Raw genomic sequence first — 16156 nt, forward strand, 5'->3', positions numbered from 1 at the left:
CAATCAATCATTACATCTCAATTTATTATTAACTATCTTTTAGTATAAAACATGACTTTACTCTAATATATACTTCTATTTACTACTTTATTGACTTCCCAGTTATTATTTATTTTTTCCATGTTTACTGTTTTTAGTCTTTTTATAAAATATTCTCTTGTAACTTCTTTAGCACCTAAACTCTTTAAATGATTTGTTGGAACCTGACAATCTATAAAGTCATATCCCCACTCTTTTAAGTGTTTTATTAAAACGGCATAAGCAGATTTAGAAGCGTCACTTACTTGTGCAAACATTGATTCACCACAAAATAATTTACCTATGACAATTCCATATAATCCACCTACTAGCTCATCATTATAATAACTTTCAATGGAATGTGCAATTCCCATCCCGTGTAGTGTTGTATATGCTTCTATAATCTCTTCACTAATCCAAGTACCTGCTTGATCATTCCTTTGTACTGTAGAGCATCTATTCATCACTTCTTCAAAGTTACTATCAAACTTGTATGTAAATTTTTTCATGCTTTTTTTAAGTGACTTACTTATTTTAAAATCATCTAGTTCCATTATAAGTCTTGGATTAGGTGACCACCAGATAATAGGGTCTCCATTACTAAACCATGGAAATATTCCATTTTCATATGCATGAATTAGTCTAGAAGGACTTAAGTCTCCTCCCCAAGCTAAAATTCCATCAGCGTTAGCTTTGGATACATCAGGAAATTTTAGTTCATACTTATTTAGCTGTGGAATCATTTAGTTGCTTAAACCTAAGAATGAGTTTTTTATTAAATCCGACTTCAACCTTACCACCATTTTTTAACTTACCAAATAGTATCTCTTCACTAAGTTTATTTGTAATATTATCTTGAATATATCTTTTTAATGGTCTTGCACCCATTTCTTTAGAATAACCACTCTCCGCGATATAATCTTTAGCCTTTTGAGATATTGTTACAGTTATTTTTTTCTTTTTAAGTTCTAGATTAAGCTCATCAATAAACTTAAGGACTATATCTTTGACCGTATCAATACTAAGTTGACCAAAGTCTACTATTGCATCTAGTCTATTTCTAAACTCAGGAGTGAAAAAAGATTTTAACTCTTCATTTTGCGAGATGTTCTCATCTTTATTAAATCCCATAACATTTCTTGCACTTGCTCCAATATTTGAAGTCATGATAAGAATAACATTTTGAAAATTTGCTTTATAACCATTGTTGTCAGTTAAAGTGGCACTATCCATAATCTGAAGTAAAATATTTACTAAATCTGGGTGTGCCTTTTCTATCTCATCAAGAAGTAAAACTGTATAAGGATGTTTTTTTATAGCTTCTGTTAAAAGACCCCCTTGCTCAAAACCGACATAACCTGGAGGCGCTCCAACTAATCGAGATAGTGCATGTTTCTCCATATACTCACTCATGTCAAATCTTTCAAAATTGACACCAAGTACCTTACTAAGTGAAATAGCGAGTTCTGTTTTTCCTACACCAGTTGGACCAGAAAACAAAAATGAGGCAATAGGTTTGTCTGAGGGAGTAAGTCCAGCTTTAGATATTTTAATAGCTTTTGTTACTTCTAAAACTGCTGCATCTTGACCTATAACTTTTTGTTTTAGATCACTTTCTAGATTCATAAGTGAATTAGTTTCATCTTTTGTAACTTTAGAACCTGAGATTCCAATAATTCCTGAAATTGTTTTTTCAATATCATAAGCAGTAACTTTTCTTTTCTTAGAATTTTTTAAATGAAACGAAGCTGCAGTTTCATCTATAATATCTATGGCCTTATCAGGTAAGAATCTATCAGTAATATATCTTTTTGATAATTCAACGGCATTTTTTAAAGCTTCATTCGTATATGTAACATTATGATGTTTTTCATATCTGCTTTTTAGACCTTTTAAAATTTTATAACTTGTTTTTACTGATGGCTCATTTATATCAACTTTAGAAAATCTTCTGCTAAGTGCCTTGTCTTTTTCAAAACCATTTCTATATTCTGCAAATGTTGTTGCACCCATACACTTTAACTCTCCAGATGCAAGTGCTGGTTTTAGCTGATTTGCTGCGTCCATAGTACCGCTTGTTGCTCCAGCACCGATAAGAGTATGTATTTCATCTATAAATAATATAGCATTTGGATGTGACTTTAACTCATCCATTACACCTTTCAAACGCTTTTCAAAATCTCCTCTGTATTTTGTACCAGCTAGAAGAGAACTCAGGTCTAGTCCAAATAGTTCTGCATCTTTTATAATATCAGGGACACTACCACTTGAGATATTTAGTGCTAAACCCTCGGCAATTGCAGTTTTACCAACACCAGCTTCACCAACTAAGATAGGGTTGTTTTTTTTACGTCTACATAAAATTTGAACAACTCTTTTTATCTCACTATCTCTTCCAATTACAGGGTCGATTTTTCCTTCTTTTGCTTTATTTAATAAGTTTATACAATACTTATCAAGAAAAGACTCTTTATCTTCAGATTCAGAGTTTGGTTCACGATGAGAGATTAGCTCTAGTATACCAAGTCTAGAAATCTGATATTCATTTAAAAGAATATAACTAAAACTATTTTCTTCATCATATAAAGCAGCCAATAAATCACCTATATCTGCACTTGCTTGTTGAGCACTTTGAATATGTTTTATCATATTGTCTATTAGTCTAGACAGAGCTACACTTTCATAAGGATCTTGTTTTATGTTTTGGGGAAGTGTGTCTATATTTTTTAATATATACTCATTCAGAGCCTTTTTCATACTATCTACATCGCCACCACAGGTTTGGATTATTTCTGCTCCATCTTTGGAACTTAACAGTAGGTAAAATACATGCTCTATTGTTAAGTACTCATGTCTTAATTCTTTTGCATAAAGAATAGATTTTTGAAATATATCATTTAAATTTGTACTTATCATTTTACTCTTCCTCCATAATGGCCATTAGTGGAAAACCATTGTCTTTAGCTTTTCTTCTCACTTGCATAATCTTTGTTTCAGCGATTTCATGAGTATATACACCACATAAACCACGCTCTTTTTTATGAATATCAAGCATGATTTGTTCAGCTTGTGCATAACTTTTATGAAATATACTCATTAATATATCTACTACAAAATCCATAGATGTATAGTCATCGTTTAAAAGAAAGACTTTGTATTTTTTTGGATGTTTTATTTTAACTTCATCATAAAGTTCTAAGTCTGTATTTGTAGCCATTATCTACTACCTTGCAGCTTGAATAAAATCGTTAATTATATCATTAGGATTTTCTAGACCGATAGAGACACGAATCAGTCCATCACTAATTCCTAAAAACTTTCTTATTTCATCATCAAAGTCTCTGTAAATTGTAGATGCCATGTGAAGAGCCAAGGTTCTATTATCACCAATATTTGCGGTTAGTGTAGCAAGTTTTGTTTTATTTAAAAATTCAAATGCTTTTTCTTTACTTCCCATGTCTATCGTAAATAGTGTTCCACAACCATTTTTAAAATCATTTAAATATCTCTCATTATGTGGATGTGATTTTATACACGGGTGGTTGATATTTAAACCAGATTTATCAAGGGCTAAAGCTATCACTTCTACACTTTTTGTAATTCTAGATAGTCTTAAAGGTAGAGTTTCTAGTCCTAGCATCGTTTGGTAACTTGCATTTGCATTGGCGCTCATTCCAAAATCTCTTAAGGCTCTTTTTTTAGCATTTGCAAATAGTGCCATCTTTCCAGCACCTTTTATAAAATTTGATAAAAAACTGTATCTTGGAGATTTTAGCTTATCATCGCCTTCTTTTAGAGCACGAAACACTGCACATCCGCCAAGAGCTGAAGAGTTTCCAGAGATAATTTTTGTGGTTGAATAGATGCTGATATCTGCGCCAAGCTCTAATGGAGAGATGCTAAGAGGAGTAATAGTGTTATCTACAGCCAAAATAATACCTGCGTCATTTGCAATTTTAGCGATGCGTTTAATATCTGGAAGTCTCATATTTGGATTTCCAACACTCTCTAAAAAGATAATTTTTGTGTTGTCATTTATTGTCTCTTTAATTTCTAAAAAATCATCAACATCAAAAAAGTGAGTCTTTATTCCAAAACGAGTTAGAGTTTCAGAAAAAAGTGCATATGTTCCACCAAAAAGACCACCGATTGAGATTATCTCATCTCCAGATGCAAGAAGTGACATACAAACAAGAGTTGTAGCTCCCATTCCAGAACTCGTAGCTATTGAGGCAATCCCACCATCCATCTCTGCCATAATTGATTCTAGTTTAGCTGTTGTTGGGTTTCCCATGCGAGAATAAAGTGGTTTTTTAACACTTCCCTCAAAAATTACCTCTGCTATTTCAGGTGTTCCATAAGCAAAAGATGCGGAATTTGTAAGAGCTGGACTAACAGCTCCTTCTTTATTTCCAACTGACTGGACAAATTTGGTACAATACTCTTCAAAATTATTCATTAATATAAGCCTTTAAATTATAAGAGATTATACCAAAGTAGAGATAAATATGAGAAAACGAATTTTTATAACAGCGACAAATACAGATATTGGCAAGACTTACACAACAAAACTACTACTTCGTGAGTTTGCATCTCGTGGTTTAAGGGTAGGTGTTATAAAACCTATAGAGACTGGAGTTGTTGATGATTTTGCACCTGATGGAAGTGAACTCTTAGAGTGTGTTAAAGAGCTAAATAGTCAATTTAAAAACTTATCTGTAAAAGATATAGTACCTATAACTTATGAACTGCCTGCTGCTCCTTTTATCTCATCAAACAATACAAAGTTAGACTTAGATGTTTTAGATGCAGCGGTAGAAAAATTAGAAAAGATTTGTGATGTTCTCCTTATAGAAGGGGCTGGTGGGCTTTTGGTTCCAATTGACGAAGATATGATGATGATTGATTTGATAAAATATTTTAAAGCTCAAACATTACTTGTGACTCACTGCTCACTTGGATGTATAAATGATACTCTGCTTAGTAAAAGACTACTTGAAAATGAAAATATTAAACACGTTGTTGCTTTTAACTGCCGTGATAATGATGATAGCTTTTCTAGTGTTTCTGAGCCTTATTTTTTAAAAACAGGATTTGAAGTTATGAAAGTTGACCGAAATATTGACACTATATGCGATGTCTTGTATAATCTGTAAATTAATTTAAAAAGATGAATATGCAACACTTAATTCGCACAGATGATTTTACAGTACAAGAGATAGAAGGTATTTTTGCAGATGCAAGAAAGTTTAGTGATGGAAAATTTGATCGAATATTACAAGATAAGATTGTAATAACACTGTTTTTTGAAAACTCTACAAGAACAAAAAGTTCATTTGAGATAGCTGCAAAAAGATTAGGCGCAGAGATGATTCACTTAGATGCAGCGAAGAGTTCTACTAAAAAAGGGGAAACTCTTGTAGATACTGCAATGAATCTAGATGCCATGAACCCACATGCAATAGTTGTTCGCCATCAAAATTCAGGTGTTCCTAAAATCCTCTCTAACCATACTAAATCTGCAATAATCAATGCAGGTGATGGTGCTCATGCTCACCCAACACAAGCACTTTTAGACTTGTTTACTTTAAAAGAGCACTTTGGCGATGTAAAAGGTAAAAAGATAGCGATAGTTGGAGATATAAAAAACTCAAGAGTTGCTAACTCAAATATAGAACTACTTACTAGATTTGGTATGGAAGTAATACTTGTTGCTCCTCCTCATTTTTTACCAAAAACTGCTCTAAAAACTACTCACTTTTTAAATGAAATAATAGATGATGTTGATGTTATTATGAGTCTTAGAACTCAGACAGAGAGACACTCTTCTCAAAGTTATGCATCTCTTAAAGATTATGCGAGTGACTTTTGTATAACAACAGAATTAGTAGGTGATAGAGATATTCTTATTTTACATCCTGGTCCAGTGCACAGAAACATAGATATCTGCGATGAACTTTTAGCAGATAAAAGATGTAAGGTACTAGAACAAGTTACTAACGGTGTATCAATAAGAATGGCGGTTTTAAAAAAACTCATCCATGACATTTAAAGATATTAACTCTCTTGGTAAAAATAGAGAGCCTTTTATATTTATAAGTGACTTTTTAGCACAAAATATAGAAGTGATTCCTTTATGTGAGTTAGACTCACACGATATAGAATTTTGTATCAACGAAAATTACACTCATAAAAAACATAAGAATTTTTTTAAAAAACACGCCATTGACTTTAAAGAGTATAAAAAAAAGTTTGATGAGGTAATTGAGCATATAAAATCTGGTGATACATATCTCTTAAACCTAACCGCGCCAACAAAAATTCACTCTGAGTTAACTTTAAAAGAAATATACGATAATGCGAATGCTCACTATAAGTTAAGGTACAAAGATAAATTTGTTTGCTTTTCTCCTGAAAAATTCATCCGTATAAAAGATTCAACAATAAATACATTTCCAATGAAAGGCACTATAGACGCATCAATAGAAGATGCAAAAAATAAAATTCTTCATGATGAAAAAGAGATGGCAGAACATACTATGGTAGTTGACCTTTTGAGAAATGATTTATCAATAGTTGCATCTGATGTAAAAGTAGAAGAGTTTAGATACGTACAAAAAATAGACTCTGGAGAAAAAGAACTATTACAAGTCAGCTCACATATCAGTGGTAATGTTGGTAATGAGTGGCATGAAAGAATAGGAACAATATTAGAATCACTTCTTCCAGCAGGAAGTATAAGTGGGACACCAAAAAAAAGTACATTAAAAATAATCAAAGATATTGAAGGATACGATAGAGGATTCTTTAGTGGTGTCTTTGGCATCTATGATGGAGAGAGCTTTGATAGTGGAGTTATGATTCGTTATGTTGAAAAAACTGAAAATGGATACATTTATAAAAGTGGTGGAGGTTTGACTTTAGATAGTGAAGCTAAACTCGAATACAATGAGTTACTAGACAAGGTTTATCTGCCATGATGTTCAAAAGGATAGTTTTTTTCTTAAGTGCACTATCTTCTCATATTTTATTACTCTATATTTTTGCTTCAAATTATTACACTCTTTATTTTATACTTTTAATTATTGCTTCATATCTACTGCACAAATTTTATAAATATTTTTCATATATAATTTTTTCACTTCTTTGCATCTTGGTACTAGTTTTGGTAAATCTAAATATATACGATGAGTACCTATTTGAAATATATCTATACTTTGACATGATTGGAAATATTATCTTTGTAAACAGTGAAGTAATATATATATTAATAACTCTTCATTTGATAGTTTTAATTAATTTAAAAAAGTTTGATAAACTTTGGGCTATAATAGATAAAAAATTATATAGGATTTAATAAATGTATATAGAAGATTTGAAGTTTTCATTATGGGCAGATTTTATTGAGAGAGATTATTTAGATAAAGGATTTAAAGAATTAATTAATGCTGGAATCATCAATGGAGCAACTTCAAATCCAGCTATTTTTAAAAATGCAATTTTAAATTCACCAGCATATAAAGAGCAACTTGCATCTCTAAGTGCTTTAAGTGCTAAAGAGAAGTATGAAGCTGTCGCTATTTACGACATCAAAAAAGCGGCTGATATCTTAAAACCACTTTATGATGCAGGAGATGATGGTTATGTAAGTATAGAAGTTGATCCATTTCTTTGTGATGATTCAGATGCAACAATAAAAGAAGGAAAAAGACTCTTTGCCCAAATAGGACGAGATAACGTGATGATTAAAGTTCCTGCTACAGAGGCAGGTTACATTGCAATGGAAGAGTTAAGTGCATCTGGTATCCCTGTAAATGCAACTCTCATCTTTAAAAAATCTCAAGCGATATCTTGTGCTAAAGCTTTTGAGCGTGGAGCTCAGAGAAATAAAAAGGGAGTTGATACTGTAATTAGCATCTTCGTTAGTAGAGTTGACCGTGCTTTAGATGCAACACTAAATAAGAATAGTGTTGAGGTGGCTCTAAGTGGCATCTACAACACTGCTGATATATATGCAACTATAGAAGATATGAACGTTAATGGATGTAGAACACTTTTTGCAAGTACAGGTGTAAAAGATGATTCACTTCCTGCGTATTATTATGTTGATAAACTTCTAGCATATAACAGTGTAAATACAGCACCAATTGACACTATAGAAGCTTTTCATAAGGGTGGTGAGAAGAAAAAAGCTCTTCCAATTTCTGAAAAAGTTATAAAAGAGCATTTTGTTAAAGTGAAAAATGCAGGTATTGATTTTGAAGCTGTTCTTGATAAGCAGATTTCTGATGGACTAGAATCTTTTAAGGACGCATTTAAAGATATTTTGGAGTCTTTATGAGTAATTCAGTAGATGTTAGTAAGTTAACTTTTGTTCAATTAAATAAGATAAGAGTCTATTTAAAAAAAATGATTGAGCTTGGAGGAAGTGATCTTCATGTAAAAGCAAACTCTGTTATTCGTGCAAGGATTAACGGTAATATCGTCCAATTCGCTGGTGAAATTTTTGCAAAAGAAGATGCTCTTACATTTGCTAAGGAACTGCTCAAAGGTAGATTTGGGGAGTTTATAGAAAATAAAGAGATAGATTTAGTTTATCCTTTTGATGAGCGAAATCGTTTTCGTGTAAATATTTTCTTTCAAATGGATGGAGTATCAGCAGTTTTTCGTGTTATCCCAATAAAAATTCCTTCAATTGCAGAACTAAATTTTCCTGATGTAATTAAAGACTTTACTCAATTAGAAAGAGGGATGGTTTTGGTTACAGGAGTTACTGGTAGTGGTAAGTCAACAACTCTAGCCGCTCTAATTAATGAGATAAATATTACAAAGAGAAAGCATATAATAACTATTGAAGATCCTATTGAATTTGTTCATAAAGATAAGGGATGTATAATTAATCAACGCTCAGTTGGGCAAGATACTCTCTCTTTTGGAACAGCACTTCGTGCATCTCTTCGTGAAGATCCAGATATTATCTTGGTTGGAGAAATGAGAGATAGAGAGACAATCAACCTAGCTTTACATGCAGCAGATACAGGTCACTTAGTCTTCTCAACTCTTCATACAATAGACGCAAAAGAGACTATTAACCGTATTATTTCTACTTTCCCTACAGAGGAGCAGAATCGTGTGAGAATATCTCTTGCTGGAGTTATTCAAGGAGTAGTTTCACAAAGACTCATTCCAACAGTTGATGGCGGAAGACGTGCTGCAATGGAAGTTCTTGTTCGTACTCCAACTATTGAAAAGCTTATTATGGAAAACCGTGATTATGAGATTAGAGACGCTATTGAAAAAGGTAGAGATCATTATAAGTCTCAAAGTTTTGATCAACATATTTTAGAACTATATAACGATGGAATCATTACAAAAGCTAAAGCAAAAGATTATGCAACTAGTGCATCTGATTTGGAGTTAAGAATGAGTGGACTGAGTTCGTCTAAAACAGTTAAAAATCCTACAACAAGTGAAGAAAAAGAGATTAAAATCAATAAAAGTGATGATATTTTTGATTTAAAGTAGATTTTAAATCTTTGTTGTGTATAATCCCGAACATTTTTTATTAAGGATTTAATATGTTAGAAGGCATAATTAGAGAGAGTATTGGCAAAAAAGGCACAAACGCACTTCGCCGCGATGGATATCTAATTGCAAACATCTACGGAAAAGGGCTTGAGAATATCAATGCTGCATTCAAAATGAATGAATATATCCGTGCTGTTCGCAACAAAGAAACTTTGGCGTTTGGAATATCACTGAATGGTAAAGAGTTGAATGTTGTTGTTCAATCATATGAAGCTCACGCGGTAACTGGTAATCTTTTACACGTTGATTTAATGGTAGCACAACCAGGTGTTGTAACTACTTATAATGTACCAGTTGTAGCAGTTGGTGAATCAATAGGTGTTAAAAACAAAGGTCTACTTCATAAAGCTAAACCTCGTTTAACAGTAAAAGGAGCTATTGAAAATGTTCCAAATACATTTGAAATAGATGTAACAGAAATGGATACTGGTGATTCTAAACTAATTCGTGATTTAGATGCAATTCCTAATGTTACTATGCTAGATTCTGATCGTGTAGCTGTAGTAAGTATTATTAAAGCTAAATAATCATGCTAATAGTCGGACTGGGTAACCCTGGCCCGGCATATGCAAAAAATCGCCATAATATAGGTTTTATGGTTATTGATGAGTTGATTCGTAGAAAAAATGCTAAAAAACTTTCATCTTCATCATTTAATGGTGAACTTTTCAAATTTTCAAATCATTTTTTATTAAAACCACTTACATATATGAACCTTTCAGGTAACTCTATTTTAGCTGTTAAAAAGTTTTATAAAATAGATGAAGTAGTTGTAATACATGATGATTTAGACCTTCCTTTTGGAACACTTCGTTTTAAGTTTGGTGGCGGTCACGGTGGTCACAATGGGCTTAAATCAGCTGATCAAATGATTTCTCGTGAGTATGCAAGAGTTAGACTTGGAATTGGAAAACCTGAACATAAGGGTGAAGTTGCATCTTATGTCTTAGGTGATTTTTCCTCAGCTGAATCAGAGCACGTTGATAACTGGATAACTCATGCTTGTGAAGCTGTAGAGAATCTATTGGAAAATTCATTAGAAGATGTTAGCTCCAAGTACACGATTAAAAAATTTCAGCTAAAATAAGAAAAAAAGGAATATACAATGATGGCATTTAAATATATTTCCTTTCATTATCTAAAATATTTTTCAGTCATCTTGATTGCACTTGTAATGTTCCTTGTTGGATTTGATTATATGGAAAATGCAGACTCATTATCGCAATCAGCTAACTTAGTTTTAATTTACCTTGTTTACAAAGCTTTTTTTGCCATAGATATGCTTCTCCCATTATCTCTTATATTTGCAATGGTATCTACAAAGATATTTCTTATTCGTTCAAATGCTCTGGTCTCTTTTTACTCTTTGGGTTATTCAAGAGTAGATGTGCTAAAGCCTTTCGTTGTTGTCTCAAGCACAATAGTAGTCATTTTTATATCTTTACATGCACTTCCAAGTTTTTCTCGCGCAGATGAGTTTTCAAATAATATTCGTAAAAACTCTGCTTACTTAAGTCCTACAAAAGACCTATTTTTTATATATAAAGATAAGTATATTTATTTCTCTCAAATGCTTCCTCTTCAAGAAAAAGCGAAGGGAATTAGAGTTTTTACTCTTAAAGAAAACTCACTCAAAGAGGTAGTTATAGCAAAAGAAGCTATATATAGAAATGAGTCTTGGCATATAGCTAAGGCAGACATAATTACTAAACCTGATAATATGAGTTATGAATCACTTGGTATAAAAGTTGACCATAAAGAAGGTCTAAATATCTTACATGGTTTTAGACCAAAAATGCTAGATCAGGTATATGAAGGTAAGGTGAACTTTACTATTAAAGATGCAATAGACGCACTCTTTTTGCTTAAGGATCAAAATATTAATACAAGCAGTATAAAAGGGGCACTTTACAAGATATTTGTATACCCATTTTTTGTACCATGTTTAGTAGTAATTATTTTCTTTTTTGTTCCTATTAGTGCAAGATTTTTAAATGTTTCTCTCTTTAGTTTTGGAGCTATTCTTGCAACACTTTTGGTTTGGGGAGTGCTTTTTATGCTTATTGAACTATCAAATAATAAAACAATTTCAAGTGAAGTTGGTGTTGTCGCACCAGTTCTCATTCTCTTTTTAATATCTCTTAGACAATGGCGAAAGTACCGCTTAGCTACTTAATTATAAGACAAGGTTAAGACTTCTTTTGTATCTATAAAAGTGCTTATATGTTTTATAACAAAAACATAAGCACTTTTTTGGTAAAATCATTTAAAAAATATTTGGAAATTTTATAATGAATTTTAAAGAACTAGCATCTGAGTATAAAACACCTCTTTACGTTTATGATTTAGACTACATGAGTGAACAATACCAAGAGTTAAAATCAGCCTTTAAAGGTAGAAAATCTATCTTAGCTTATGCTGTAAAAGCAAACTCAAATCTTAGTGTAATTAAGCACTTTGCAGATTTGGGTAGTGGAGCAGACTGTGTATCTATTGGTGAAGTACGTCGCGCATTTTTAGCAGGAGTTCCAGCATATAAAATTATCTTTTCTGGTGTTGGAAAGAGTGATGATGAAATTCGTGAAGCAATACAAAAAGATATACTTTACATCAATGTTGAGAGTGAAGCAGAACTCTTTCGTGTTGAAGTTATAGCAAAAGAATTAAATAAAACTTCTCGTATAAGTATTCGTGTTAATCCAAATATTGATCCAAAGACTCATCCTTACATTTCTACAGGACTACATGATAATAAGTTCGGTGTTGATATAGACACGGCTAAAAGAATGTTTATACTTGCAAAAAACTCAGAGTCTCTTGATCCAGTTGGAGTTCACTTTCATATTGGTTCACAGCTTACACATTTAGAACCAATATATGAAGCTGCAGTAATCGTAGCTGATATGCTTCGTTCATTAGAAGCAATTGATATAGAGTTGAAGTTTTTTGATGTTGGTGGCGGTCTTGGTATTACTTATGATGATGAAGTTACAATAAAACCATATGACTATGCACAAGCTATTTTAGGAACTCTAAAAGGTCTTGATCTGACAGTTATTTGTGAACCAGGAAGATTTTTAACTGCAAATGCAGGTTACTTCGTGAGTAAGGTTTTATATGAAAAACAAAATGGAGATAAAAAGTTTGTAGTTATAGATGGGGCTATGAATGATCTTCTTCGTCCAAGTCTTTATGGTGCTTATCATAAAGTGCAAGCTATTACTGATTCTACATCTGATGTGAGAAATGTTGATATCGTTGGTCCTGTTTGTGAAAGTAGTGATTTTTTCGCAAAAGACTGTCTATTACCTGAGTTAAATCGTAATGATTTGATTGTTGTTCACAGTGCTGGAGCTTATGGCTTTGGTATGGGAAGTAATTATAACTCTCGTGGTAGAAGTGCTGAAGTTGCAGTGCAAAATGGTGAAGCTAGACTTGTTAGAAAAAGAGAAAACTTTGAGGATTTAGTTGCTTTAGAGAAAGAATTTTTATAATTTGTACAGGTAATGGGCAAAATTCATTATCATGAGTTTTCTTTAGCAGAATGCTCACATATAGAAACCGTGTTCGAAAATATTAAAGGAGGGTGATTTGTATTTTATAGATGTTCAAGGTACTTTAATTAGCGACAATGATAAATCTCCTATCCGTGGAAGTATAGAGTTTATTGATATGTGTAATGAGAAAAATATTCCTTATATGGTCATTACAAACAATACTAAAAAAGCGTCTAATGATTTTTATGATTATCTTCGCTCTATAGGTTTTAAGTTTGATTTTTCTAAGTATCTTGATCCATTAATGCTATTGGAATCTAGAGTATCTAAAGAATCAGTTGCAGCTTATGGTGCTGATGAGTTTATAAAAACTCTTATCTCTATGGGTTACACACTTAATTATGAAAATCCTCAGACAGTGTTAGTAGCAATTAAAGAAGATTTTGACTCTAGTGAATATGCTCAAATGATAGACTTTTTACTCTCTGGTGCATCTCTTGTTGGCATGCATGAAACATCTATTTATGCTAAAAACTCTAAAAGATATCCTGGTGTTGGAGCAATTTTAAAAATGTTAGAATTTGCAACTTCTACTTCTTATGCAGTTGTAGGAAAACCAAGTGTAGCTTTTTATAGTGAATCTTTGGCTAAGTTAAAAAAACAAGATATTAGTGCTGAGTTTTCTCATGTTACAATGATCAGTGATGATGTTAAAGGTGACTTAGGCGGAGCTAAAGAGATGGGAATGAAAACAGTTTTTGTAACTAGCGGAAAATATAAAACACAAGAAGAGATAGTTCCATTTTTAAAACCTGAACTTAGACCAGATATGGTTTATGACGATATGCAAAAGATTTTGGAGGCAATATGAAAACATTAGATGATTGTAGACGATCGATAGATGCTATTGATAATGAGATGCTCTCCCTTCTTAACAAAAGAATGAAAGTTGTTGAGAGAGTTGGTGAGATAAAAAATGAATCTGGTGGTGCGATATACAGACCAGAGAGAGAAAAAGCAATTATCGAAAGACTTGAATCTCAGAGTATAGCTAGTTCTGGAGCTCTAAATAAGAGTGCAATTGAAGCAATATTTTTAGAAATTTTTGCAGTATCGAGAAATTTAGAAAGACCAGAAAAAATAGCTTATTTAGGACCAGAAGGCACATTTACGCATCAAGTTGCTGAGAGCCGTTTTGGTGCTATGAGTGATTATATTTCTGTAAGTTCTATCCACTCAGTGTTTAAAACATTAGAGTCAAAAAGAGCAAAGTTTGGTGTTGTTCCAATTGAAAATTCAAAAGATGGAATTGTTGGTGAAACACTTGATCTACTAGCTAAAAGCAGTGTGAAAATTGTAGCAGAACTCTATATGCCTATTCATATGTCCTTTGTCACTCAATCTATTAAACTCGAAGATGTAAAAAGAATATATTCAAAAGATAAGGGCTTTGGTCAGTGTAGAGGCTTTTTATCAGAACATGGTCTTACAAATGTAGAACATATTCCTGTTGAGTCAACTGCTAAAGCCGCAATACTTGCATCTGAAGATCCACATGCTGCAGCAATCTGCTCTCACATCGCGGCTAAACTTTATAATGTTCCAACTATGTTTGAAAACATAGAAGATGAACATGATAGTTCTACAAGATTTGTAATACTAAGTGACTTTAAAAATGCTAAAAGTGAAGATGATAAAACTTCAATACTTGTACGTTTAAAAGATGCTGTTGAAGCTGGGTCTTTAGTGCATTTCTTACAAGATTTTGATAAAGAAAAGATAAATCTATCAAAAATCGAGTCTCGTCCTTCAAAAGATAAGGCTGGATTTGGTTATTGGTTTTATATAGATTTTTATGGGCATATTGATGATGTAAATATTCAAAAAGTACTAGCCAAACACGAGAGTGAAGTAACATGGTTAGGAAGTTATGTAAAGGGTGAAGATGAACTTTAATTCTAAAATGAAAGATATTAAAAACTATGAAGCTGGAAAGCCAATAGAGTTAGTTGTAAGAGAGTTTGGAATTGAGCCAAAAGACATTATAAAACTAGCAAGTAACGAAAATCCTAACGGTTGTTCGCCAATGGTTCAAGAAAATGTAGCAAAAATAGTTTCAAAGATGGCTCTATATCCAGATGATTCTATGATGGCTTTAAAAAGTGCGCTTAGCAAAAGATTTGACGTAGAAGATGAAAACGTTATTATCGGTTCTGGTAGTGATCAGGTTATAGAATTTATAATTCACGCAAAGGCTAATGCTGACTCTAAGATATTGATGAATAGTATTACATTTGCAATGTATGAAATTTATGCGAAACATGTTGGTGCTGATATTTTAAGAACTTCTACACAAGAACATGATTTAGATGAGTTTTATGATATTTATAAAAAAGAAAAACCTTCTATAATATTTCTTTGTACTCCTAATAATCCAACCGGAGATGCAATAGATGCAAGTAAACTTTTTGACTTTATAAAAAAGATTGATAATGACACTCTTGTTGTTGTTGATGGTGCTTACATGGAATATGCAATTGCTAAAGATGCAAGTAAAGAAGTAAAACCAAAAGATTTAGTTGAACAGTTTGATAATGTAATTTATCTTGGGACATTTTCAAAAGCTTATGGACTTGGTGGTATGCGTGTTGGTTATGGATTAGCTGATGCTAAAATAATTAAAGAATTATATAAATTGAGACCTCCTTTTAATATTACTACACTTTCTTTAGAAGCTGCAACTATTGCTCTAAAAGATGAAGAGTTTGTAAATAAAAGCATAATTGATAATTTTAAAGAGATGAAACGCTACGAAGAGTTTGCAAAAGAGCAAAAAATAGATATAATTGACAGCTATACAAATTTTGTTACTTTATGTCTAAATCCGGATACAAAATCATCTTTAATTGCAGATCTTCTTTTAAAAAGAGGAATGATAGTTAGAGATTTAAGTGGTTACGGTATGAATGCAATAAGAGTGACAGTTGGAACGCAAGAGCAAAATAGTCGCTTTTTTGAACTAACATCAGAAATTTTGTAATTATAAAATGGGA

16 protein-coding genes are annotated in these 16156 nt (G+C 32.2%); 12 read left to right on the forward strand and 4 right to left on the reverse strand.

The features are described 5' to 3' along the window. Nucleotides 1-62: 62 nt before the first annotated feature. Genes aat through QZZ48_RS02700 form a run of 4 tightly spaced genes read right to left on the reverse strand, consistent with a single transcriptional unit; the run spans nt 63 to nt 4477 of the window. Entirely contained in the window at nt 63-761 is a 699-nt protein-coding gene (gene aat / locus QZZ48_RS02685) for a leucyl/phenylalanyl-tRNA--protein transferase (RefSeq protein ID WP_294961679.1), read from the reverse strand. Further along, entirely contained in the window at nt 742-2934 is a 2193-nt protein-coding gene (gene clpA, locus QZZ48_RS02690; protein WP_294961682.1) for an ATP-dependent Clp protease ATP-binding subunit ClpA, read from the reverse strand. Before clpA ends, aat begins: the two co-directional genes overlap by 20 nt. A gap of 1 nt (nt 2935) precedes the next feature. Then, the gene (locus tag QZZ48_RS02695) at nt 2936-3235 is read right to left on the reverse strand and encodes an ATP-dependent Clp protease adaptor ClpS (protein ID WP_294961685.1); all 300 of its coding nucleotides are present in this window, start codon (nt 3233-3235) and stop codon (nt 2936-2938) included. Nucleotides 3236-3241: 6 nt separating this feature from the next. Further along, entirely contained in the window at nt 3242-4477 is a 1236-nt protein-coding gene (locus tag QZZ48_RS02700) for an aminotransferase class I/II-fold pyridoxal phosphate-dependent enzyme (RefSeq protein WP_294961686.1), read from the reverse strand. 49 nt (nt 4478-4526) lie between these two features. On the opposite strand from QZZ48_RS02700, the gene bioD reads away from it, so the two are divergent. The 12 genes from bioD (at nt 4527) to hisC (ending at nt 16143) form a co-directional block, all read left to right on the forward strand. Beyond that, a complete protein-coding gene (gene bioD / locus QZZ48_RS02705; RefSeq protein ID WP_294961688.1) occupies nt 4527-5174 on the forward strand; it encodes a dethiobiotin synthase in 648 nt (215 codons plus the stop codon). A gap of 20 nt (nt 5175-5194) precedes the next feature. Then, complete coding sequence (locus tag QZZ48_RS02710; protein ID WP_294961691.1) at nt 5195-6070, forward strand: aspartate carbamoyltransferase catalytic subunit; 876 nt, start codon at nt 5195-5197, stop codon at nt 6068-6070. Then, nucleotides 6060-6998: an aminodeoxychorismate synthase component I gene (locus tag QZZ48_RS02715; RefSeq protein ID WP_294961693.1), complete on the forward strand. Its 939-nt coding sequence runs from the start codon at nt 6060-6062 to the stop codon at nt 6996-6998. The genes QZZ48_RS02710 and QZZ48_RS02715 overlap by 11 nt, the downstream gene beginning before the upstream one ends. Before the next feature lie 380 nt (nt 6999-7378). Next, on the forward strand, nt 7379-8359 hold the full coding sequence (locus QZZ48_RS02720; RefSeq protein ID WP_294961695.1) for a transaldolase: 981 nt from the start codon (nt 7379-7381) through the stop codon (nt 8357-8359). After that, nucleotides 8356-9543 (forward strand): PilT/PilU family type 4a pilus ATPase, encoded by a 1188-nt coding sequence (locus QZZ48_RS02725; protein WP_294961699.1) that lies wholly within the window; start codon nt 8356-8358, stop codon nt 9541-9543. The genes QZZ48_RS02720 and QZZ48_RS02725 overlap by 4 nt, the downstream gene beginning before the upstream one ends. Before the next feature lie 53 nt (nt 9544-9596). After that, nucleotides 9597-10133, forward strand: a complete 537-nt coding sequence (locus tag QZZ48_RS02730; RefSeq protein ID WP_294961702.1) for a 50S ribosomal protein L25/general stress protein Ctc — start codon at nt 9597-9599, stop codon at nt 10131-10133. Nucleotides 10134-10135: 2 nt separating this feature from the next. Next, the gene (pth, locus tag QZZ48_RS02735; RefSeq protein WP_294961705.1) at nt 10136-10693 is read left to right on the forward strand and encodes an aminoacyl-tRNA hydrolase; all 558 of its coding nucleotides are present in this window, start codon (nt 10136-10138) and stop codon (nt 10691-10693) included. 18 nt (nt 10694-10711) lie between these two features. Continuing rightward, nucleotides 10712-11782, forward strand: coding sequence for an LptF/LptG family permease (locus QZZ48_RS02740; protein WP_294961708.1), 1071 nt, complete (start codon nt 10712-10714; stop codon nt 11780-11782). Nucleotides 11783-11897: 115 nt separating this feature from the next. Beyond that, the gene (lysA, locus tag QZZ48_RS02745) at nt 11898-13100 is read left to right on the forward strand and encodes a diaminopimelate decarboxylase (protein ID WP_294961711.1); all 1203 of its coding nucleotides are present in this window, start codon (nt 11898-11900) and stop codon (nt 13098-13100) included. Between the two features lie 97 nt (nt 13101-13197). Beyond that, entirely contained in the window at nt 13198-13974 is a 777-nt protein-coding gene (locus QZZ48_RS02750; RefSeq protein WP_294961713.1) for an HAD-IIA family hydrolase, read from the forward strand. Continuing rightward, nucleotides 13971-15059: a prephenate dehydratase gene (gene pheA / locus QZZ48_RS02755; RefSeq protein WP_294961716.1), complete on the forward strand. Its 1089-nt coding sequence runs from the start codon at nt 13971-13973 to the stop codon at nt 15057-15059. Before QZZ48_RS02750 ends, pheA begins: the two co-directional genes overlap by 4 nt. Continuing rightward, entirely contained in the window at nt 15049-16143 is a 1095-nt protein-coding gene (gene hisC / locus QZZ48_RS02760; RefSeq protein ID WP_294961719.1) for a histidinol-phosphate transaminase, read from the forward strand. The genes pheA and hisC overlap by 11 nt, the downstream gene beginning before the upstream one ends. The last annotated feature ends 13 nt before the right edge of the window (nt 16144-16156 follow it).

Origin of the sequence: Sulfurimonas sp. (genome assembly GCF_016744025.1) — a bacterium.
Taxonomy (GTDB): Bacteria; Campylobacterota; Campylobacteria; order Campylobacterales; family Sulfurimonadaceae; genus Sulfurimonas.